The 21691-nt window shown below is 69.7% G+C and carries 18 protein-coding genes; 11 read left to right on the top strand and 7 right to left on the bottom strand.

What is annotated here, in order from left to right:
- Positions 1 to 323 precede the first annotated feature (323 nt).
- Positions 324 to 2081 carry a calcium-binding protein gene (locus tag Q0L11_RS19410; protein WP_296599428.1) on the top strand — a complete coding sequence of 586 codons (1758 nt, stop codon included), beginning with the start codon at positions 324 to 326 and terminating at the stop codon, positions 2079 to 2081.
- A 94-nt stretch (positions 2082 to 2175) separates the two neighbouring features.
- Here Q0L11_RS19410 and Q0L11_RS19405 read toward each other — a convergent pair whose 3' ends face one another.
- Both Q0L11_RS19405 and Q0L11_RS19400 read right to left on the bottom strand, forming a co-directional pair.
- A complete protein-coding gene (locus tag Q0L11_RS19405) occupies positions 2176 to 2850 on the bottom strand; it encodes an SMI1/KNR4 family protein (protein WP_296599426.1) in 675 nt (224 codons plus the stop codon).
- Between the two features lie 134 nt (positions 2851 to 2984).
- Positions 2985 to 4460, bottom strand: coding sequence for an AMP-binding protein (locus tag Q0L11_RS19400; protein ID WP_296599424.1), 1476 nt, complete (start codon positions 4458 to 4460; stop codon positions 2985 to 2987).
- 162 nt (positions 4461 to 4622) lie between these two features.
- Between Q0L11_RS19400 and Q0L11_RS19395 the strand changes: the two genes are divergently transcribed.
- Entirely contained in the window at positions 4623 to 5045 is a 423-nt protein-coding gene (locus tag Q0L11_RS19395; protein WP_296599423.1) for a PaaI family thioesterase, read from the top strand.
- A 28-nt stretch (positions 5046 to 5073) separates the two neighbouring features.
- Here the strand turns inward: Q0L11_RS19395 and Q0L11_RS19390 are convergent, their stop codons facing one another.
- Complete coding sequence (locus tag Q0L11_RS19390) at positions 5074 to 5505, bottom strand: PaaI family thioesterase (RefSeq protein WP_296599421.1); 432 nt, start codon at positions 5503 to 5505, stop codon at positions 5074 to 5076.
- 504 nt (positions 5506 to 6009) lie between these two features.
- Positions 6010 to 6726: a ribonuclease PH gene (gene rph, locus Q0L11_RS19385; protein WP_296599419.1), complete on the bottom strand. Its 717-nt coding sequence runs from the start codon at positions 6724 to 6726 to the stop codon at positions 6010 to 6012.
- Between the two features lie 144 nt (positions 6727 to 6870).
- Here rph and hrcA point away from each other — a divergent pair, with 144 nt between their 5' ends.
- The 3 genes from hrcA (at position 6871) to dnaN (ending at position 9785) form a co-directional block, all read left to right on the top strand.
- On the top strand, positions 6871 to 7896 hold the full coding sequence (gene hrcA, locus Q0L11_RS19380; protein ID WP_296599431.1) for a heat-inducible transcriptional repressor HrcA: 1026 nt from the start codon (positions 6871 to 6873) through the stop codon (positions 7894 to 7896).
- Positions 7897 to 7912: 16 nt separating this feature from the next.
- Entirely contained in the window at positions 7913 to 8524 is a 612-nt protein-coding gene (gene grpE / locus Q0L11_RS19375; protein WP_296599418.1) for a nucleotide exchange factor GrpE, read from the top strand.
- A 142-nt stretch (positions 8525 to 8666) separates the two neighbouring features.
- Complete coding sequence (gene dnaN / locus Q0L11_RS19370; RefSeq protein WP_296599416.1) at positions 8667 to 9785, top strand: DNA polymerase III subunit beta; 1119 nt, start codon at positions 8667 to 8669, stop codon at positions 9783 to 9785.
- Positions 9786 to 9913: 128 nt separating this feature from the next.
- On the opposite strand, the gene Q0L11_RS19365 is transcribed toward dnaN, so the two are convergent.
- Positions 9914 to 10162: a zinc-finger domain-containing protein gene (locus Q0L11_RS19365; protein ID WP_296599429.1), complete on the bottom strand. Its 249-nt coding sequence runs from the start codon at positions 10160 to 10162 to the stop codon at positions 9914 to 9916.
- A gap of 160 nt (positions 10163 to 10322) precedes the next feature.
- Between Q0L11_RS19365 and Q0L11_RS19360 the strand changes: the two genes are divergently transcribed.
- The gene (locus Q0L11_RS19360) at positions 10323 to 11273 is read left to right on the top strand and encodes an ABC transporter ATP-binding protein (protein ID WP_296599415.1); all 951 of its coding nucleotides are present in this window, start codon (positions 10323 to 10325) and stop codon (positions 11271 to 11273) included.
- A gap of 71 nt (positions 11274 to 11344) precedes the next feature.
- Complete coding sequence (locus Q0L11_RS19355) at positions 11345 to 12649, top strand: hypothetical protein (RefSeq protein WP_296599414.1); 1305 nt, start codon at positions 11345 to 11347, stop codon at positions 12647 to 12649.
- Between the two features lie 222 nt (positions 12650 to 12871).
- Here the strand turns inward: Q0L11_RS19355 and Q0L11_RS19350 are convergent, their stop codons facing one another.
- Positions 12872 to 13420: a GNAT family N-acetyltransferase gene (locus Q0L11_RS19350; RefSeq protein WP_296599413.1), complete on the bottom strand. Its 549-nt coding sequence runs from the start codon at positions 13418 to 13420 to the stop codon at positions 12872 to 12874.
- A 79-nt stretch (positions 13421 to 13499) separates the two neighbouring features.
- Here Q0L11_RS19350 and mutS point away from each other — a divergent pair, with 79 nt between their 5' ends.
- Both mutS and Q0L11_RS19340 read left to right on the top strand, forming a co-directional pair.
- Entirely contained in the window at positions 13500 to 16187 is a 2688-nt protein-coding gene (gene mutS, locus Q0L11_RS19345; protein ID WP_296599410.1) for a DNA mismatch repair protein MutS, read from the top strand.
- Positions 16188 to 16272: 85 nt separating this feature from the next.
- Positions 16273 to 16611, top strand: a complete 339-nt coding sequence (locus Q0L11_RS19340; RefSeq protein ID WP_296599409.1) for a hypothetical protein — start codon at positions 16273 to 16275, stop codon at positions 16609 to 16611.
- Here Q0L11_RS19340 and Q0L11_RS19335 read toward each other — a convergent pair.
- Positions 16608 to 16952, bottom strand: a complete 345-nt coding sequence (locus Q0L11_RS19335) for a hypothetical protein (protein WP_296599408.1) — start codon at positions 16950 to 16952, stop codon at positions 16608 to 16610. The genes Q0L11_RS19340 and Q0L11_RS19335 overlap by 4 nt on opposite strands.
- Before the next feature lie 104 nt (positions 16953 to 17056).
- Here Q0L11_RS19335 and Q0L11_RS19330 point away from each other — a divergent pair, with 104 nt between their 5' ends.
- Both Q0L11_RS19330 and Q0L11_RS19325 read left to right on the top strand, forming a co-directional pair.
- On the top strand, positions 17057 to 19879 hold the full coding sequence (locus Q0L11_RS19330) for a [protein-PII] uridylyltransferase (RefSeq protein ID WP_296599407.1): 2823 nt from the start codon (positions 17057 to 17059) through the stop codon (positions 19877 to 19879).
- A 114-nt stretch (positions 19880 to 19993) separates the two neighbouring features.
- Positions 19994 to 21691, top strand: a 1698-nt coding sequence (locus tag Q0L11_RS19325; protein ID WP_296599405.1) for a DEAD/DEAH box helicase, incomplete at its 3' end; no start/stop codon positions are given.

Genomic DNA, 21691 nt, shown 5'->3' with positions numbered 1-21691 from the left:
GGGTTCTCGACTTCAGTCTGGCCCAGGGCGACCGCGTGCAGCTCGACCCGGGCACGCAGTACACGGTGAGCCAGGTCGGCGCCGACACCGTCATCGACATGACGGGCGGTGGGCAGATGGTCCTGGTCGGCGTGCAGATGAGCAGCCTGACGGCCGGCTGGATCTTCGGGGCTTGACGCCCGGGTGGCGACGGGTTCGTCCCGCACGGAACGAGCTTGCGCGGCTCCCAACTCGCGTCCTAAGCGCGGGCGATTGCGGCGCAACCTAGCTTCACCTTAGTGTCCGCCTGCTTCCGGCATGTGGCCGGCGCAGGGGGCGCGTAAATGCCGTTCATCACCGGTACGGAAGCTGCGGACACCCTGTCGGGTGGGGCCGAAGACGAGGCCATCAGCGGTCTGGGCGGCGCCGACTCGCTTTCGGGCGGCGATGGTTCCGACACACTGAGTGGCGGGGACGGCCCGGATACGCTGGACGGCGGCGCCGGGTTCGACAGCATCACAGACTCCATTGGCGGCGGCCGCTATCTCGGAGGCGGCGGCGACGACTTCATCTACAGCAGCCTGCCGAGCTTCCCCTTCATTGCTTCCGTGGGCATCTACGAGGATGGCGGGGACGGCAACGATATCCTCTACGCCCGCATAGCCCAGGCTCAAGGCGGCGGGGTCACCCTGTTGGGTGGGGCCGGCAACGACGCGATCACTGCCGCGGGCATCATCGATGCGGTGATCGACGCTGGCGCCGGCGACGACCACGTCACGGTGAGCAGCCTAGGGATCCGCAGCGCGACGATCACGCTCGGCCCGGGGGCGGACGTCCTTCGCTATGATCCAACGGATTCACCGCTCGTGGTCGTCACCGACTTCAGGCCTGGCGCGGGTGGGGATCGCGTTTTCATTGAGCTGTCCTACAGGATCAGCAACTGGGACGGCGCGACCAACCCGTTCGCGGGCGGATATTTCCAGCTGATCCAGCAGGGCGGCGATGCGGTGCTGCGGCGCGATGTCGACGGCCCGCAAGGCAGCGCCGGATTCGTCGATATCATCCGCTTTCAGAACGCATCCGCGGCGGCCTTCACCGCCTTCAACCTGTTCGACTTTTCGCCCGATGGCAGGTCTTCAACGGCGGGCGTCATCTCTGGAACGGACGGTCCTGAGCTGATCGTCGGCACGACCGGCGGGGACTCGATACAGGGTCTCGGCGGTGGGGACGAGCTCGATGGGCTCGCGGGCGCCGACACCCTGGACGGCGGCGACGGCAACGACAACCTCGCCGGTGGCGGTGGTCCGGACAGCCTCGTCGGGGGTGCAGGCAACGACGATATTCATGGCGACGACGATCCTGCCATCGCTGGCGCGGACACCCTTTCCGGTGGGGCCGGCAACGACACGCTGGACGGTCATGAAGGCAACGACCTGATCGTGGGGGGCGACGGCGATGACCGGCTTCTCGGGCAGGCTGGGGAGGATCGACTCGAAGGCGGAGTTGGAAACGACCTGATCTATGCCGGGAGCGGCGCGGACACGATCGTCGAGCAGGAGGGAACCAACTACCTGCGCGGCGACGAGGGCGATGACAGCATCACCGGCGGGTCGGGCTTCGACGACATCAACGGCAACGCCGGCAACGACACTTGCGTGTCGGGCGGCGGCGACGACTGGGTGGTTGGCGGCCGCGACAACGACAGCCTGGTGGGCTCGGCCGGCCAGAACCTGGTCTACGGCAACCTCGGGAACGACACCTGCGACGGCGGGGACGGGAACGACATCGTCCGCGGCGGGCAGGACAACGACGTCCTGAACGGCGGGGCGGGCGACGACTACGTCTCGGGCGACAAGGGCTCGGACACCGTCACCGGCGGCGCGGGGGCCGACATCTTCCACACCTTCGGCGACGCGGGCGTCGACCGGGTTCTCGACTTCAGTCTGGCCCAGGGCGACCGCGTGCAGCTCGACCCGGGCACGCAGTACACGGTGAGCCAGGTCGGCGCCGACACCGTCATCGACATGACGGGCGGTGGGCAGATGGTCCTGGTCGGCGTGCAGATGAGCAGCCTGACGGCCGGCTGGATCTTCGGGGCTTAGGCGTCGGTACCCCGCTCCTTTCGAACTGGCGCAGGTCGACGTCGGCAAACGGCCATTCCGAACTGCCGAAATGGGTGGGAAGGAGAAGTTGCGGCTATCGATTTCGCTCGACGAGATCGGACCAGAACCGGACGTGCTTGATGTGCTGCGGCAGCGGATGGCGCGGATTGACGAACTCGCGCTCAAAGTAGTTCGCCAAGTCGCCACCGTAGTAAATCACGTCGGACTGATAGACCGAGAAGACTGGGTTTCCAGCCTCGTTGGGCTCCGTCGGCAGGTAACGATGCGAGACCAGCGGGATCAGTTTTGGGGCCTCGTTGACGACCTTCGCAACCACCTCTGAACGAGCCTCGGGAGTTCCGGGACGATCACCCCACTCTGGCCACCATAGGCCGTTGTTTTCGACATCGAACAGGAGGCCCTCCAAGGGCCACTTCAACATCTCGCGGATTTCCTTGTCGTCCGAACGCCAGTCGTAGGCGCGTACGGGCCGACGATCCCGGAGAAGCGCGAGCAGATCAGGCGGAAATACAAGGCCATACTTCGCCTGCGCGACATCAAGTTCAGATTGGGTATAGCCCTCTGCCCAGAGGCGTCCTTCCGCCCGACGCTTCCGCTGGAACTCGCTCATGATCGGTTCGCCGAGAGTGGCTGCCGCCTCTGCGCCTGCTGCCGTGTCCTTGTCGCCTTGACCCATGGCGGCGGCTCCCGAGCAGGCGGCCAGCACGGCTCCAAGTCCGAACGTGAAGGATCGCCGTTCCGCGCGCATGCGTGCATCTAGCCGGGCTGTAGCAGTCGGATCAATCAGCGCAGCCAACGCTGGAGCAATGTCCGAGAAGGGTCGAATGCGGAAGCGCGCCTCCCTGCCGGAAGCAGACCTTGATCCGCCTGTGAGGCCACGACCTAAGCCGGCTGTTTCATCGCCGCGATGCGGGCGTCGCGGAGGGCGGTGCGGCGGACCTTGCCGGCGTCGTCGCGGACCGGCTCGTCCACGAACTCGTAGCTCCGGGGCTGCTTGTAGGTGACGAGGCGGTCCTTGACGTGCGCCTTCAGGTCGTCGGCCGACACCTGGCCCTTGGCGTTGACGATGGCGTGGATGCGGCTGCCGAGGTCGTCGTCGGGCAGGCCGATCACGGCGCAGGATTCCACCGCCGGATGCTCCTGCAGCGCCGCCTCGATCTCGGCCGGATAGACGTTGGAGCCGCCGACCAGGATCATGTCGGTGCGCCGGTCGGCCAGGTAGAGATAGCCCTCGGCGTCGAACCGGCCCATGTCGCCCAGGCTTTCCCACCCGCCCGGCAGCGTCTTCGGCGTCGCGCCCACGTAGCGGTATGTCTCGGCCATACCGGGCGCGCGGCGCATGTAGATCTCGCCCACCTCGCCGGGCGGCAGTTCGCGGCCGTCCTCGCCGAACACCTTCATCTCGCCGATCGACACCTGGCCCACCGAGCCGCGGTGGGTCAGCCATTCGCTGCCGGTGATGATGGTGACCGCCTGGGCCTCGGTGCCGGCGTAGAGCTCCATCACCTCGCCCGGCGCGATCCAGTGGATGAAGGCCTCCTTCAGCCAGTCCGGGCAGGGCGCGGCCATGTGCCAGAGCGTCTCGACCGTCGACAGGTCGTAGCGGTTCTTCACCTCGCCCGGCAAGTGCCAGATCCGGTTCATCATGGTGGGGACGAGGTAGACCCAGGTGGCCTTGCGGGCCTGGATCTCGGCCAGGGTCTGCTCGGGATCGAAGCGCGGCGTCAGCACCACGTGGCAGCCCAGCGCCGTCGCCGACATCATCATGCCGAACGGGGCGTTGTGGTAGAGCGGCGCCGGGATCAGCAGGGTGTCGATGGGCCGGATGCGGAAGCCGCCGACCTCGGGGGTCTCCCGGGGCGTCACGCCCGGCTGGCCGGCGAGGATCAGCTTGGGCCGGCCCGTCGAGCCGCCGCTGGTGGGCGCCTTGGAGATGGGCGGGATGGCGTCGGGCAGGTCGCTGTCGTCGTCGGACAGGGCCGCGAGCTCCTCCACCGTCACCACGGGCCGGTCGATCTGGTGGTCGAACGTCGCGATCACGAGGGGCGAATTCGCCAACTCCACGATGGCCTGCAGCTCGGCCTTCGGCAGGCGGAACGAGATCGGCTGCGGCGTGGCGCCCAACTTCCAGATGGCGTGGGCGGCGACCACGAACCCGACGCTGTTCTGCAGGCCGAGCGTGACGAGGTCGCCGGCCTTGACGCCCCTGGCCGCCAGCCCGCGCGCGACGCGGTTCGACAGGCGGTGAAGCTGGCCGTAGGTGAGGGTCTCGGCGTCGCAACTGACGGCCGGCTGGTCCCCCTTCTGCGCCGCGTTCTGGGCCAGCTTGGCCCCGAAGGAGATCATCTCGTCGGTCATGGCGTGCTCCCGGTGCGTCGACCCGGATGCATCGCCCGCGGCCTGTCGCGTGTAATGTCACGGCTCGCGGGGCGGCAGGCAAGCGGCGCGGTTCAGTCTCCGAACTTGGCTGTCGTGGCGTCAGCTTCCCACCTGTGCCTGAGATCCAAGAAGGAGACCGCCATGCTGGAAGGCAACCAGGCCGCCGTGTTCGCCGAGCGCCAGAAGGGCACGCTGCCGGGCGAGCTGGGCATCGAGTGGCAGGTGGTGGCCAACGGCCGCGCTGAGGGCGCCTTCGCGGTGGCGCGCAAGCACATGGCGCCCAACGGCTTCATGCACGCCGCCTCGGTGGTCGCGCTGGTGGACAGCGCCTGCGGCTACGGCTGCATGGCCTCGCTGCCCGAAGGGGCCAGCGGCTTCACCACCATCGAGATCAAGACCAACTACCTGGGCACGGCGAAGGAAGGCGAGCGCGTGGCCTGCGAGGCGCGCCTGGTCCACGGTGGGCGGATGACCCAGGTCTGGGACGCCGAGGCGGTCAACGAGACCACCGGCAAGACCATCGCCGTCTTCCGCTGCACCCAGATGGTGCTCTGGCCGAGGTAAGGCGGAGGGTGCGCCGGCGTCGCCCGGATCAGGCCCGCGGGTAGAGGATGACCTGCGTGCAGCGGAAGGCGGCCATCAGCTTGCCGGTGGCGGCGTCCTCCATCCGCGCGTCCCAGACCTGAGTCGTGCGCCCGCCGTGCAGCAGGGTGGCCGTGCAGACGGCTTCGCCCTCGCGCAGCGTTCCGGTGAAGTTGCACTTCACCTCCGCGGTCGTGAAGCCGCTGGCGCCCTCGGGCCAGGCGGTGGAGACGCCATAGGCGCAGAGGATGTCGGCGACCGACAGCACGGCGCCCGCCAGCAGGAAGCCCGTGTGCGCGACGAGGTCGGGCCGCACGCTGAAGCGGCCGACGACCCGGCCTTCGGCCACCTCGGTGATCGTCAGCCCGATATGGCCGGGCAGCTTGCCGACGTTAGCCCGGTTCAGGTCCTCGACGCTGGTTCGGTTGGTGGTCGCCGGCATGATCCTCCCCTCGAAGCGGAAGGAGCCTCGGGTCTTCGCACGCCCTGCGCAACCGCTCTGCTTGCAGTGCGCTGCGGTGCAGATCGTGCGGCAATGCAGCGCAGATTAATTCACTCTCGTGAGAAATACTTGATTTTCCCGAGGCGCGAGACCATATCGCGGATCAGGTTGCACTGCACAAACGGGAGTGATGCAGATGGTCGCTCTGATCGAAAAGTTCCTGGACGCGATGTTCGCCCCGCTGGCGCGCGAACTGGAGCGCCTGCCGGCCTCGGCCCTGCGCTTCAACGTGTTCTTCTGATCTGATCGAGCCCTCAGGGTTCGAACGCAAGCGGCGCCGCCCATCGCTGGGCGGCGCCGTTTTCGTATGCGTCGGAAGCTCCGCGGCGCGGGCCGCGGGCGCTGTCTATCGGGAATCCGGGTTCAAGCGCGGAGCTTGAGCGCGACTTCCCCCCCCCGTCTCTCGCTTCGCTCGAGCCACCCTCCCCATGAAGGGGAGGGACATCAGCCGCCGGTGGCGGCGCGCTGCATTTGGGTGAGTTCGCCGATGCCCTTGCGGGCGAGGGCGAAGAGGGCTTCGAACTCGCCCTGGCTGAAGCCGCGCTTCTCGCCCGTGGCCTGGATCTCGACGATGTCGCCCGAGCCCGTGAGCACGAAGTTGGCGTCGGCCTCGGCGTTGGAGTCCTCCTCGTAGTCGAGGTCGAGGACGGGCGTGTCGTTGAAGATGCCGCAGCTCACCGCCGCCACCTGGTCGAGGATCGGGTCGGCAGCGATGACGCCCTCGTCCAGCAGGTACTTCGTGGCCAGGCGCAGGGCGACCCACGCGCCGGTGATCGAGGCGGTGCGCGTGCCGCCGTCGGCCTGCAGCACGTCGCAGTCCAGGGTGATCTGGCGCTCGCCCAGGGCCTTGAGGTCGATGATGGCGCGCATCGAGCGGCCGATCAGGCGCTGGATCTCCTGGGTGCGGCCGCTCTGCTTGCCGGCGGCGGCCTCGCGGCGGCCGCGGGTGTGGGTCGCGCGGGGCAGCATGCCGTATTCGGCGGTGACCCAGCCCTGGCCCTTGCCCCGCAGGAACGGCGGCACGCCTTCCTCCAGGCTGGCGGTCACCAGCACCTTGGTGTGGCCGGCCGTGATCAGGCACGAGCCCTCGGCGTAGCGGGTGACGCCGGTCTCAAGCGTGATCGGGCGCAGCAGGTCGGCGGAACGTTCGGAAGGGCGCATGAGCTCGGACTTTGAAGGGTGCAGCTTGCGCCGCGGAGGGTCGCGCTTATCCTAGATCACGAAGACGCCGTCCATGGGACAGGAAGACCGCTGAAAACCGCCGTGCCGCCGCCGCTGTTCACCCGTGGGCCCACGCTCACCGACATGGACGCCCGCGCCCGCGAGATCTTCCGCCGGATCGTGGAGAGCTATCTGGAGACCGGCGAGCCCGTCGGCTCGCGGACGCTCTCGAAGGCGGGCGTTTCGCTGTCGCCGGCCTCGATCCGCAACACCATGCAGGACCTGACCCAGCTCGGCCTGCTGGGCGCGCCGCATGTGAGCGCGGGACGGCTGCCGACCCACGCGGGCCTGCGGCTGTTCGTCGACGGGCTGATGGAGGTGGGCGACGTCGGCGACGACGAACGGCGCAGCATCGAGGCGCGGCTGAAGGCGCACGGCCGCAACTTCGAGGAGGCGCTGAACGAGGCCTCCAATATCCTTTCGGGCCTGGCCGGCGGGGCGGGGGTGGTCGTCACCCCGATGCGCGACGCGGGCGTGACGCACGTGGAGTTCGTCCAGCTCTCGGGCGAACGCACGCTGGCGATCATGGTCTTCGACGACGGCACGGTGGAGAACCGCCTGATCCGGCTGCCGGTGGGCGTGACGCCGTCGGCGCTGCAGGAGGCGTCGAACTTCCTCAACGCGCGGCTGCGCGGCCGCACGCTGGGCGAGGCGAAGGCCGACCTCGCCGCCGAGCTGGCGCGGGCGCGGCAGGAGCTGGACGAGACGGCGGCCCGGCTCGTCGAGGACGGCATGGCGGCCTGGGGCGGCGGCGAAGGCGAGGACCGGGCGCTGATCGTGCGCGGCCGCGCCAACCTGCTGGAGGACCGCGACGCCCTGGAGGACCTGGAGCGGGTGCGCTCGCTGTTCGAGGACCTGGAGCAGAAGGGCCAGCTCATCCAACTGCTGGACGGGGTGCGCGACGGCGAGGGCGTGCGCATCTTCATCGGCGCCGAAACGCGACTCTTTTCCCTTTCGGGTTCCGCTGTGATCGCGGCGCCCTATATGACGGGCGCCCAAAAGGTGGTGGGTGCGATCGGCGTGATCGGGCCCGCCCGCCTGAACTATGCCCGGGTCATTCCGTTGGTGGACTATACCGCCCGCGTGCTTGGCCAGGTGATGAACACGTGAGGATGCTGCGAGACCGATGTCCGAAGACCTGACCCCCGCCGATTTCGAAGCGGACGGCGACGAAGGCAACGCCAACATCGACAAGCTGCTGGCCGAGATCCAGTCGCTGAAGGAGCAGACGCTCCGCTACGCCGCCGAGGCCGAGAACACCAAGCGCCGCGCCGAGCGCGAGACGAACGACGCGCGGGCGTATGCGATCACCAAGTTCGCCCGCGACCTGCTGGGCGTGGCCGACAACTTCGACCGCGCGCTGGCCTCCGTGCCCGGCGACGTGGACGGGCCGGCCAAGAACTTCGTGGTCGGCGTCGAGATGACGGCCAAGGCGCTGCAGGGCGCCTTCGAGAGCAACGGCCTGAAGAAGATCGACCCGCCGAAGGGCGAGAAGTTCGACCCGCACAAGCACCAGGCGATGATGGAGCAGCCCGGAACCGACGTGGAGCCGGGCGGCGTCATCCAGGTGCTGCAACCGGGCTACGAGCTGCTGGGCCGCCTGGTGCGTCCCGCGATGGTGGTGGTGGCGGCCAAGGTCGCCGGCGCGCCGAAGCCCGAGGGCGGCGGAGGCTCGAACCCCTACGCGTCGGGCGAAGATGCGGGCGAACAGGGCGGATCGGTCGACACGCGGGCCTGATCCCGCGTTTTGCCTGTGGGTTTGCCCGGCTCGCTCTTCCCCGCCTCTCGAATTTGGCTAATGTCGCAAGTCCCCTCTTTTCGGGGCGCGCGCCGACACGGGTGATTCGCCGACGGCGTGCGATTGGCGAGCCGGGACCGACATGAAGCTTACGATTGAACGCGCCGCGCTGCTTCGCGCGCTGGGCCACGTGCAGAGCGCGGTGGAGCGCCGCAACACCATTCCGATCCTGTCGAACGTGCTGCTGTCGGCCGACCGCGATCGGCTGACGTTCTCGGCCACCGACCTGGACCTGGAGATCATCGACGAGGCGCTGGCCCAGGTGGACCAGCCCGGCCAGATCACCGCGCCGGCGCACACACTGTACGAGATCGTCCGCAAGCTGCCCGAGGGCGCGGACGTGTCGCTGAGCTTCACGGGCGAGGACCCGCGCCTGACCGTGGCCGCCGGCCGCTCGCGCTTCAACCTGCCGGTGCTGCCGGCGGGCGACTTCCCGGTGATGTCGGCCGAGGGTTTCGCCGGCCAGATGGAGGTCGACGTCAACGACCTGATCCGGCTGATCGACAAGACCCGGTTCGCGATCTCGGCCGAGGAGACGCGCTACTACCTGAACGGCCTGTACGTTCACACGGTGGTGGTGGACGGCAGCCCGCGCCTGCGCGCCGTGGCCACCGACGGCTCGCGGCTGGCCCTGGCCGACATGGCCGCGCCCGAGGGCTCGGCGGGCGCGCCGGGCGTGATCGTGCCGCGCAAGACCATCGGCGAGCTGCGCCGCCTGCTGGAGGACGCCGGCGAGAACGTCAGCCTGCAGATCAGCCCCCAGAAGGTGCGCCTGGAGATGCAGGGCGCGGCGCTGACCTCGAAGGTCATCGACGGCAACTTCCCCGACTACGGCCGCGTGATCCCCAAGGACAACAACCGCACGGTGATGGTCGACGCCAAGCTGTTCGCCCAGGCGGTGGACCGCGTGGCGACCATCTCGGCCGAGAAGAGCCGCTCGGTGCGCATGGCCATCGAGGCCGGCCGCGTGGTGCTGACGGTCCGCAACATGGAAGCCGGCCAGGCGGTGGAGGAGCTGGAGATCGACTACGACGGCGAGCCCTTCGAGCTGTCGTTCAACGCCCGCTACCTGCTGGACATCACCGACCAGATCTCGGGCGGGAGCATGGAGCTGCGCTTCGGCGGGCCGAACGACCCGGCGCTGGTGCTCGATCCGGCGGACGCGGACGTGCAGTACATCCTGATGCCGCTGCGGGTGTGATGTGAGAATTGCTCCCCCGTTGGGGGAGCTGTCGGCGAATGCCGACTGAGGGGGGCCTCAACGGTCGGAGCGGAAGCCCCCTCCGTCGCCTTCGGCGACACCTCCCCCAACGGGGGAGGAACTCGGGCTCAGTGCCCGTGCGGCCCTTCGTAGACGCCGGGGGCGAGGAGCTCGTCTTCCGGGCCTTCGCTGCCGGCGGCCAGGACGAAGCGGCGGTCGCAGTAGGGGCACTCGACGAAGGTCGCCTCGCCCATCTCCAGCCACACGCGCGGATGGCCCAGGGCGCCGCCGACGCCGTCGCAAGCGATCCGGCCGGTGCGCACGACGATCACCTCGGGCGCGGGCAGGTCCGGCGTCAGCGCCGGCTGGGCCGGCATCGGCTCGGGCTGGGTCTGGGCGGAGGCGCCCTTGTTGCGGACGATACGGGCCATGGAACGTCTATACCTCTTGGGCTCGAACTTGGCGCGGGCCCAGTCCGCGCCTAGGTATGCGAGGGCGGCTTCCCCCGTCAACGACAGGACGACAGTTCAGGACCCTATGGACCTTCCCGACTACGCCATCGAGGCCAAGGGCCTGACCAAGACCTACGCCGCCACCAAGACCACGCCGGAGATGAAGGCCCTGAGGGGGCTGGACCTGGCGATCCCGCGGGGGTCGATCTTCGGCCTCTTGGGGCCGAACGGGGCGGGCAAGTCCACCTTCATCAACATCCTGTCCGGGCTCTGCCAGAAGACCTCGGGCACGGTGACCATCTGGGGCCGCGACATCGACAAGAGCCCGCGCGACGCCCGCGCGGCGATCGGCGTGGTGCCGCAGGAGATCGCCGCCGACCCGTTCTTCACGCCGAAGGAGGCGCTGGAGGTGGCCGCCGGCATGTACGCCGTGCCGAAGGCCGAGCGGCGCAGCGACGAGCTGCTGGCCGCCCTGGGCCTGGCCGACAAGTCGAAGGCCTATGTCCGCCAGCTCTCGGGCGGGATGAAGCGCCGCCTGATGGTGGCCAAGGCCATGGTGCACAATCCGCCGGTCCTGATCCTGGACGAGCCGACCGCCGGCGTGGACGTGGAGCTGCGCAAGCAGCTCTGGAACTACGTGCTGGAGCTGAACCGCAAGGGCGTGACCATCGTGCTCACGACCCACTACCTGGAAGAGGCCCAGGAACTCTGCGACCAGATCGCCATCATCAATCGCGGCCAGGTGGTGGCCTGCGAGCCCACCTCGACGCTGCTGCGCCGGATGGACACGCGCAAGGTGCTGGTGACCCCGGACGAGCCGCTGACGGCGGCGCCGAGGCTGGCGGGGTTCGACACCTCGCTGCTCAAGTCGGGCGGGTTCGCGGTGAGCTACCGCACGGGCCAGTCGAGCGTGGAGCAGGTGCTGGCCGCCGTGCGCGCCGCCGGGCTGCACATCAAGGACATCTCCACCGAGGACCCGGACCTGGAGGACGTGTTCGTGTCCCTGACCTACGCCGCGGAGAAGGCCGAGGCGTAGTCTCGGGTGGCGTTTCCATCGAGAACAGCTTCCGGTTGCCAAGCCGCCGGCGCATCGGTCATTGTCACGGCATGGGTGAGGGGGACATTACCGACGGCTCGGGCCGCGAAGAGACTGTCGCGCCAGTCTTTATGATCGCGCCGCCCTTCCGGCCGCGGCTCGACCTGCCATTCGCCATGCTCGTCAGCGTTCTACTCGCTGCGACACCTTGGGCGACCTTGCTGAATGTCCCATACGGCTGGGTGGTGACCTATATTCTGCCCTGGGTATTCTTAATTGGGTTCGCTGTGCGTGGCTCAAGCGTCGATGAATTCCATGAAAAGGCTTACGTCGATAATCTTCTGACCCGGAACGCGGTGCAGGATACGACGGAAAATCGCGAAGCGGCGCAGAAGGAATTCAAGAAATACAAAGATATGTCTAATGCCGCGGGCGGTCTAATGATCTGCCTGTGGATTTATCTCTCGATCTGCCACCTAGTCATATTCATCGGCAAGAATAAGCCGGGGACCTTCTTCGACGAAGCCCTCGATTGGGCCAGATTCATCGGATTCATGCTGGTGATGTTCTTTTGGTCCGCCTCTACGGCGGGCGCCGAGAAGCGCCAAAGGAACATCGGAGACCTCTTCGATGGGCAGCGCGAGAGGCTCGACCTCGCGGAGCACGAGACCAACGATCTCGAGGTTGGCCGCTTGAAGATCTCGATGCAGGTGATGATACGGCGCGTCGAAGCCTACACCATTGAAAGCACCTTGCTGAGCGGGCTTTCGCTATCGGTCTTCGTCGCGATTTGCTTTTCGGACACGAGTGCGATCGATTTCAATAAGTGGATGGAATCTGTTGCACAGTATTGTCTCGCAGAGACGAAATTTTGTGTGCCAGCAATCAATCTCAACGATACAAAAGAACATTACATGTACGTGATATGTTTCTTCATGTTGCTGTGTTCGACGTTTTTCATGGCGGTTCTGGTGACTCGCCTGCGCTTTGGCGACGGCGCCAAGGACATTGAAGAGATGCTCGAAGCGCTGAACCTGTTGAACCAGATCGAGAACGCCAGCCAAGGCGATCAACGGGGACGCTACACGCGGGAGATCACTTCGATCCTGTCGCGGGCGAGGGTAGGGCTGGACAGTCTGAGGCCGACGCTCGACTTCATGAAGCTGTTCCGCGCGCTGGGCATCCTGTCATTTGTCGCGGCATCGGCGCTCTGCGGGCTCATGTTCAGTCCAGTCGTCGCGGCGGTGGTGATCTTCGTGTTTGTGTTGGCCTTCCTCTTCTCGTTCGCCGATCAGGTGCGGCACAATATTTCGGTCGTCCGACTCGTGGAATCGACCGTGCTTGGAAGACTGAGGGTTCGTCCTGCGAACGGATGAGCGCGCCGCGACCCAGGTCGGAGGTGTGCTCCTCATCCTGTGACCTTCACATCGACTTCCCGCGTACCCGCAAGATTGCATGGCAAGTGAAGCAAGTCTCCGCCGCGACGCACCAGTCGCCGCGCGGGTCCAGCTTTCCGAGGCGGAGCGGAAGCCTCCGGTGAACTGCAATCGGACCTGCCGCAGCGCACCGCCGGAAAGACGCGCGGCGGGCAAGCTGATTCAGCCGGCCAGCGTCTCGATATCCGGCCAGACGTAGGCCACCTCCTGCAGCAGGAGGCCGCCGGGGCCGGGTTCGAGGCGGGGCTCCTCGGCCACGCCGCCAAGGTGTTCGTAGAAGCCACGGGCGGCGACGTTGGCGCGCAGGACCGACACCGTCAGCGAGTTTGCGCCGTGGGCCGCCAGGGCGCGGGCCGCCTGGGTCAGTAGCCGGGCGCCGAGGCCGTGGCCCTGGGCGGCCTTCAGGACGTAGAGCGTGGCGACCTCGGCCTCGCCCGGGCGCTTGCGCCGCGACGGGCCGCCTTGGGCGTAGCCGACGATCCCGTGGCGGTCGGCGACCGCGAGCGTCGCGTCGTCGGGGCCGGGACGAAGCAGGCTGTGCGCGAACCGGCGCGTGTGGCTCTCGACCGACATGCGGGCGAGGTAGGCGTCGGGCAGCAGGCCGCGGTAGGTTTCGCGCCAGGACGTGACGTGCACGAGGGCGAGCTGCTCCGCGTCCGCCGGGCCGGGCGGGAAGAGGACGAACCGCGTATCGACGCTGCCGTGGGCCATCTATCCACAGCTTGGCGCTCGCGGGGCGCGGTTCAAGGGGGTGCGGGACTCAAGGCAGGCCGTTAACGTCCGCAGCTTGATGAACGCCCAGGTTCCCAATCCGACGCCCGATCCCGCCGCCGGCGCCACGCCGGTGATGGCGCAGTACTTCGAGGCCAAGGCCCGCCAGCCCGACGCGCTGGTGTTCTTCCGCATGGGCGACTTCTACGAGCTGTTCTTCGAGGACGCGCAGAAGGCGGCCGCGACGCTGGGCATCACCCTGACCGCGCGCGGCAACCACGGTGGAAACCCGATCCCGATGGCCGGCGTGCCGGCGCACGCCATGGAGGCCTACCTCGCCAAGCTGGTGCGCGCGGGGTTCAAGGTGGCGCTGTGCGACCAGCTCGAGGATCCGGCCGAGGCCAAGCGGCGCGGCGGGTCGAAAGCGGTGGTCCGGCGCGACGTGACCCGCGTGGTCACCCCCGGCACCCTGACCGAGGACGGCCTGCTGGACGCGCGCGGCGCCAACCGACTGGCCGCCGTGGCGGTGCGCGCGGGCGGGGCGGCGGTGGCCAGCGTCGAGCTGTCCACCGGCGAGGTGGAATGCCTGAGCGTGACGGTGTCGGGCCTGGCCTCGACGCTGGCGGCGCTGGGCCCGTCCGAGGTGCTGGTCCCCGACCGGCTGTTCGCCGACGAGGCGGTGTCGAACGCGCTGAAGCAGGCCGGCGGCTTCATCCAGCCGATGCCCAGCGCCCTCGCCGAGCCGGGCGCGTCGGAGACGCGGCTGAAGCGGCTGTACGGCGTCGAGACCCTGGACGGCTTCGGCCAGCTCTCGGGCGCGGAGGTCTCGGCCCTGGGCCTGATCGCCGCGCACCTGGAGACGACGCAGGCGGGCAAGGCGCCCGCGCTGTCGGCGCCGCGCCGGGCGGGCGAGGCCGACGTCATGGTCATCGACCCGGCGACGCGGGCCAGCCTGGAGATCGAGAAGGCCACTTCGGGCGGCCGGGACGGCTCGCTGCTGTCGGCGATCGACCGGACGGTGACGGCCCCCGGGGCGCGGATGCTGGCTTCGCGCCTGGCCCGGCCACTGCTGGACCCGGCGGCCATCGACGCGCGGCTGGACGCCGTGGCGTGGTTCTGCGCCCATCGCGGCCAGCGGCAGAAGCTGCGCGAGACGCTGAAGGGTTTGCCCGACATGGCGCGGGCGCTGAGCCGGCTGGCGCTGGGGCGCGGCGGACCCCGAGACCTCGGCGCGCTGCGCGACGGGCTGAACGCCGGCGAGGCGGTCTGCCAGCTCTTCAGCGCGACGAAGGACCCGCTGCTGACCCTGCCGGACGAGACCGCGCGGGCGTTGGGCGCGCTCCATCTGGCCAATGCGCCGGACCTCGCCGTCTTCCGCGACATGATGGTGGCGGGCCTCGGCCCCGACCTGCCGGCGCTGACGCGGGACGGCGGCTTCGTGGCGGCGGGCGTGCGGCCCGAGCTGGACCAAGCCCGCGCGCTGCGCGACGACAGCCGGCGGGTGATCCTCGCCCTGGAAGCTCGCCTCGCCGAGGAGAGCGGCGTGGCGCTGAAGGTCCGGCACAACGCGGTGCTGGGCTATTTCGTCGAGACCACCGCCAAGGCCGCCGAGCCGCTGATGCAGGCGCCGCTGAACGCGACCTTCATCCACCGCCAGACCCTGGCCAACCAGGTGCGCTTCACGACGGTGGAGCTGGCCGAGCTGGACGCGAAGATCGCCCAGGCGGCGGAGCGGGCGCTGGCCATCGAGCTGGACACCTTCGAGGCCTGGCGCGCCGCCGCGACGGGCGTGGCGCAGGCGATCCAGGCCGCCGCCCAGGCCGCCGCCACCCTGGACGTCGCCTCGGCCCTGGCCGAATGGGCCGACGACGTGGGGGCGACACGGCCGATCGTCGACCGCTCCACCGCCTTCGAGGCCGAGGCCGCGCGCCATCCGGTGGTGGAGAACGCGGTGCGCCGCGCGGGCGAGGCCTTCACGCCGAACGATTGCCGCCTGGACGGCGCGGGCGTCGGCGCGGCGCGGCTGAGCCTGGTCACCGGCCCCAACATGGCCGGTAAGTCGACCTTCCTGCGCCAGAACGCGCTGCTGGCGGTGCTGGCCCAGGCGGGATGCTTCGTACCGGCCAAGCGCCTGCGCATCGGCGTGGTGGACCGACTGTTCAGCCGCGTGGGCGCCGGCGACGACCTGGCGCGCGGCCGCTCGACCTTCATGATGGAGATGGTGGAGACCGCCGCCATCCTGTCCCAGGCGACGCCGCGCAGCCTGGTGATCCTGGACGAGATCGGCCGCGGCACCGCCACCTACGATGGCCTGGCGATCGCCTGGGCCTGCGCCGAGGCGCTGCACGAGACCAACCGCTGCCGGGCGCTGTTCGCCACGCACTACCACGAGCTGGCGGTGCTGGAGGGGCGGCTGCCCTACGTCTCGAACCTGAGCCTGAAGGCCAAGGAGTGGAACGGCGAGCTGATCTTCCTGCACGAGGCCGGCCCCGGTCCGGCGGACCGCTCGTACGGCGTGCAGGTGGCCAAGCTGGCCGGGGTGCCCGCGCCAGTCGTGGTGCGCGCGAAGCAGGTGCTGGAGCGGCTGGAGAAGGAGGCCGCCGGGCCGGCCAACCTCGACGACCTGCCGCTGTTCGCCGCCGTCGCCGAGCCGGAGGCCAAGTTCGGCCCCAGCAAGGTCGAGGAGGCGCTTTCGGTGCTCGACATCGACGGCATGAGTCCGCGCGAGGCGATGGACGCACTCTACCGCCTGAAGGGGCTGATGTAGGCGCTCCGGCAGATGGCCGAAGACGGATCCGGGAGCCAGCGCCTAACGTAGCTCCGTCATAGAGTCCCAGACACGGAGCCCGCCCATGATCCTGCCCCTCGTCCTCGCCATGATGGCGAGCGGTCCTGCCTACATGATCGGGTCGATCGACAACGCGGGGGTCGCACGGCCGCTCCGGGTGATGACCTACGAGGGCAAGCCGGTCTGCACGATCAAGCTGACCGACGCCGGAGACCACGCGACCCTGGCGGCCAGCGGCTGCACGGCGATGGGCGATTTCGCCAAGGCCGTCCGTGTCGAGGGCGACTTCAGGGAGCAGCGCTACCTCGACGCCGGCGGCGCCCAGGTGGCGCGCGGCAAGGAGGCCGAGGACGGCTTCTGGATCTACACCCCCGACAGCAAGCGGTACTACCTCACGCGCTAGGCGCGAGGCTTGGGCCGCTTGCGCTTGACCACCGTCACCGTGAAGGCCGAGGCGGCCTTGGCCTTCAGGCGCTTGCGGGCGGCGTCGGCGAGGCCCGATTTGCCGGAGCTGACGGCGGAGGGCTGGGCCGCGGGCTTGGTCTTCGCCGGGGTCAGGCCATGGCGCTTGCGGGCGCGCTCGTCCTGGCCGGCCTGTTCGGTACGGCTCTGGGCCGTCCGGGCCGTGAGGTCCTTGATCAGCGCCTTGCCCTTGCGGGTCCGGCCGGTGAGCGAGGGCGCCACGTAGCGGTTGGCGTTCCACCCCACCGAGGTGGAGCCGCCGCGGTACGATCCCTTGCTCATCTCACTCAACCCGACGCGGACGGCGGGCATAGCGGCGCAGGCGCGCCGGGAAAAGCGCGAACATCCTGTGCGCGTTAACGAAGCGTCCTATATGGCTTCCTGCCATGGCCGCCGCCCGCCTCCGCCCGACCCGCCTGGAATACGTCGTCGACGGGGTGCGCCTGCGCGCCCAGCTCACCGCCGCGGCCCTGGAGCACGTCGGCGACGAGGCGGCGCAGCGCAAGGCGGCGCTGGAGATCCTCAAGGCGGCCCTGTTCCGCGGCCGGATGATCGCCAAGGAGCGGCTGGAGAACGGCGCCGGCGGCATCGAAACCGCACGCCTGCTGTCGGGCGTCACCGACGAGGTGGTCTCGGCTCTGTACGACTTCACCACCGTGCACATGTTCCGCGCCCGCAACCCCACCGAGGGCGAGCGGCTGGCGCTGATGGCGGTGGGCGGCTACGGCCGGGGGACTCTGGCGCCCTACAGCGACATCGACCTGCTGTTCGTCCGTCCCTACAAGCAGACCGCCCATGCCGAGAGCGTGATCGAATACATGCTCTACGCCCTTTGGGACCTGGGCTTCAAAGTCGGCCACGCCTCGCGGACGGTCGAGGAGTGCGTGAAGCTCTCCCGCGAGGACTTCACGATCCGCACCTCGATCCTGGAGGCCCGCCGGCTGACCGGCGACGAGCAACTGGCCGAAGAACTGGTCCGGCGCTTCCAGGCCGAAGTGGTCCGCGGCACCGGCGCCGAGTTCGTGGCCGCCAAGCTGAAGGAGCGCGACGAGCGCCATGCCCGCGCCGGGGCGAGCCGCTACATGGTCGAGCCCAACATCAAGGAGGGGAAGGGCGGCCTGCGCGACCTGAACACCCTCTTCTGGATCGCCCAGTACCTGCATCCCGGCCAGTCGATCGAGAAGGTGCTGCAGCTCGAGATGTTCGAGCGGCGCGAGGTGCGGGGCTTCATCCAGGCCTTCGACTTCCTGTGGGCGGTGCGCAGCCACCTGCACTTCGCCACGGGGCGGCCCGAAGAGCGGCTGACCTTCGACCTGCAGCCCGAGATCGCGCGGCGGATGGGCTACGGCGACCGCGGCGACGCGCCGGCCGTGGAGCGGTTCATGCGCCGCTACTTCCTGATCGCCAAGGATGTGGGCGCACTCACCCGCGTGTTCGCCGCCAAGCTGGAAGCCGACCAGGTGAAGATGGCGCCCAAGGGCATCAGCCGGTTCCTTCCCGGCCGGGCCGTGAAGCGCAAGCCGCTGGACGAGCCGGGTTTCCACGAGGTGGGCGGGCGCCTGGACGTGGACCCCGACATCTTCGAGCACGACCCGGTCAACCTGCTGCGGCTGTTCAAGATCGCCGACCAGCGGAACCTCGACCTGCACCCGGACGCCTTCACCGCCGCCTCGCGCAGCGTGAACCTGATCACCTCGGCGGTGCGGCGCGACCGGCACGCCGCGCGAGTGTTCCTCGACATCCTGGCCCGCGGGCGCGATCCACGGACCACGCTCACCCTGATGAACGAGGCCGGGGTGCTGGGCCGCTACCTGCCGGAGTGGGGCCGCATCGTCGCCCAGATGCAGTTCAACATGTACCACTCGTACACGGTGGACGAGCACACGCTGCGGGCCGTGGCGGTGATCGCCGACATCGCGGCCGGGCGGCTCGTGGACGACCATCCCCTGGCGGTGCAGATCATGCCGCTGATCGCCGACCGCGAGGCGCTGTTCCTGGCGATGCTGCTGCACGACACCGGCAAGGGCGGGGCGGGCGGCCAGGAGGTGGCGGGCGCGCGCGCGGCGCGGCAGGCCTGCGAGCGGCTGGGCCTGGAGCGGTCGAAGATCGAGCTGGTGGCCTGGCTGGTGGAGCACCACCTGGTCATGAGCGACTACGCCCAGAAGCGCGACGTCTCGGACCCGCGCACCGTCGCCGACTTCGCGCGCATCGTGCAGACGCCGGAGCGCCTGCGCCTGCTGCTGGTGCTGACGGTGGCGGACATCCGGGCGGTGGGGCCGGGGGTGTGGAACGGCTGGAAGGGCCAGCTCATGCGCGAGCTGTATTCGGCCACCGAGGCGGTCTTCCGCGGCGGGCGCGGCTCGGACGCCGCCGCCGCCCTGCGCCGCTACCAGGAGAACGCCGCCTACGACGCGCGCGTGCGTCTCACCAAGGCCCAGCCCGGCGCCGAGACCTGGGGCGACGCCATGGAGGACGCCTATTTCACCGCGTTCACCGACGCCGAGGTCGCCACCCACGCGCGGTTAGCGAAGGCCGCGGCGGACGACGGCGGCGGGGCGGCGGAATGCCGGATCCGCAAGGACCTGAACGCCTCGGAAGTGGTGGTGGCGGCCAGCGACCGTCCGCGGCTTTTCGTCGACCTGGCCGAAGCCATCACGGCCGCCGGCGCGAACGTCGTGGGCGCGCGGGTCTTCACCTCGCGGGCCGGCCAGGCGCTGGACGTGTTCTACGTCCAGGACGTCACGGGCGAGCCGTTCGGCGCGGCGGACGAGCGGGTGCTGAAGCGCCTTGCCGACAGCCTCTCCGCGGCGGCCCGAGGCGAGCCGCACGGGCGGGAGCCGCGCCGCCAGGACCTGGGCCGCGCGGCGGCCTTCGCCATCACGCCCACCGTCATGCTGGACAACGACGCCTCCGAGACCTCCACGGTGGTCGAGGCCTCGGGCCGGGACCGGCCGGGCCTGCTCGCGGCGCTGGCCCGCACGCTGTCGGACGCCGGGCTGGAGATCACCTCGGCGCATATCGACGGCTACGGCGAGCGGGCGGTCGACGCCTTCTACGTGGTGGACGAGGCGGGCGAGAAACTGACCGACGCGCGGAAGGGCAACGCCCTGAAGGCCGCCCTGCTGGCCGCCCTCAACGACAGCGAGACCGAGGTTGGCCAGGCCCGCCGCGTCAACCTGCCGAGGGCGCGCGCGAGCGTTGCGCGCTGAGGCTCGGCGCGCGCGCGCCAGCGTCGCACGCTGACGATTGCGCTTGCGTTTGCGTGTAAGGAGGCGTCCAAGAGCCGCCGCTTTCGCGCTGTCTGCGCGACCTAGGACGTTTTCATGCCATTTCCGACCACCCATCCGGCGCTCGCCCAGGCGCTGGACGCCCAGGGCTATCGTGAGCCCACCCCCGTGCAGGAGGCCGTGCTGGCCGCCGAGGCCGGCCGCGACCTGCTGGTCTCGGCCCAGACCGGCTCGGGCAAGACCGTCGCCTTCGGCCTGGCCGCGGCCGAGCCGCTGCTGGGCGAGGCGGCCCGCTTCGGCCGGGGCGAGGCGCCGCTGTGCCTGGTGATCGCGCCCACCCGCGAACTGGCCCTGCAGGTCAGCCGCGAACTGACCTGGCTCTACAAGGAGGCCGGCGCCGTCATCGCCACGTGCGTCGGCGGCATGGATGCGCGGCGCGAACAGCGGGCGCTGGCCCAGGGCTGCCACATCGTGGTCGGCACGCCGGGCCGCCTGCGCGACCACCTGGAGCGCGGCAACCTGGACCTCTCGGCGCTGAAGGTCGTCGTGCTCGACGAGGCCGACGAGATGCTCGACATGGGCTTCCGCGAGGACCTCGAGGAGATTCTCGACACCACGCCGGCCGAGCGCCGCACCTTCCTCTTCTCGGCGACCATCGCCAAGGAAATCGCCGCCCTGGCGAAGCGCTACCAGCGCGACGCGGTGCGGATCGACACCATCCGCCGGGACGAGCCGCACGGCGACATCGAGTACCGCGCGGTCCGCGTGGCGCCGAACGAGATCGAGAACGCGGTGGTCAACCTGCTGCGCTATTTCGAGAGCCCCGGCGCGCTGATCTTCTGCGCCACGCGCGAGCGGGTGCGGCACCTTTACGGCAGCCTGCGCGAGCGTGGGTTCGCGGTGGTGCAGCTCTCGGGCGAGCTGTCGCAGAAGGAACGCTCGGACGCGCTGCAGGCGCTGCGGGACGGCCATGCCCGCGCCTGCATCGCCACCGACGTGGCGGCCCGCGGCCTGGACCTGCCCGACCTGGGCCTGGTGATCCACGCGGACCTGCCGAGCAATACCGCGACGCTGCTGCACCGCTCGGGCCGTACGGGGCGGGCGGGCAAGAAGGGCACGTCGGTCCTGATCTCGCCCTACACCAAGCGCCGGCAGGTCGAGCGCCTGCTGATGCTGGCCAAGCTGGACGCGGTGTGGTCGGGCGCGCCGCTGGCCGAGGAGATCCGCGAGAAGGACCGCGAGCGGCTGCTGGCCGACCCGATCCTCACCGACGCCCCATCGCCGGAGGACCTGGAGCTGGCCGCGCGCGTGCTGGAGGGCCGCAGCCCCGAGGCCGTGGCCGCGGCGCTGGTGCGGCTGTACCGCGCGCGCCTGCCCGAGCCCGAGGACCTGTTCGACGCGCCGGATCGCGGTCCCCCCGACCGTGGGGCCGACCGGGGCCCGCGTCCGGACCGTGGCCCCCGGCCCGAGCGTGGCCCGCGCGAGGATGGCCCGCCAATGGTCAGCGACGGCGCCTGGTTCCGCCTGCCGATCGGCCGGTCCAAGAACGCCGACCCGAAGTGGCTGGTGCCGCTGATCTGCCGGCTGGGCCACGTGACCAAGAAGGAGATCGGGATCATCCGGATCTTCGACCACGAGACGAAGTTCGAGATCGCCCAGGAGGTGGGGGACCGCTTCCGCGAGGCGACCCAGGCCGCCGCCGACGCCGGCGAACTGCGGATCAACCCATCGAGCCCGCCCGGCGTGGCGCCGCCCTCGCGCGCCGCCCGCGGCCTGGGCCCGCATCCGGGCGGT

Origin of the sequence: Phenylobacterium sp., assembly GCF_024508875.1 — a bacterium.
Taxonomy (GTDB): domain Bacteria; phylum Pseudomonadota; class Alphaproteobacteria; order Caulobacterales; family Caulobacteraceae; genus Phenylobacterium.
This window is presented reverse-complemented; position numbering and strand designations above follow the sequence as displayed.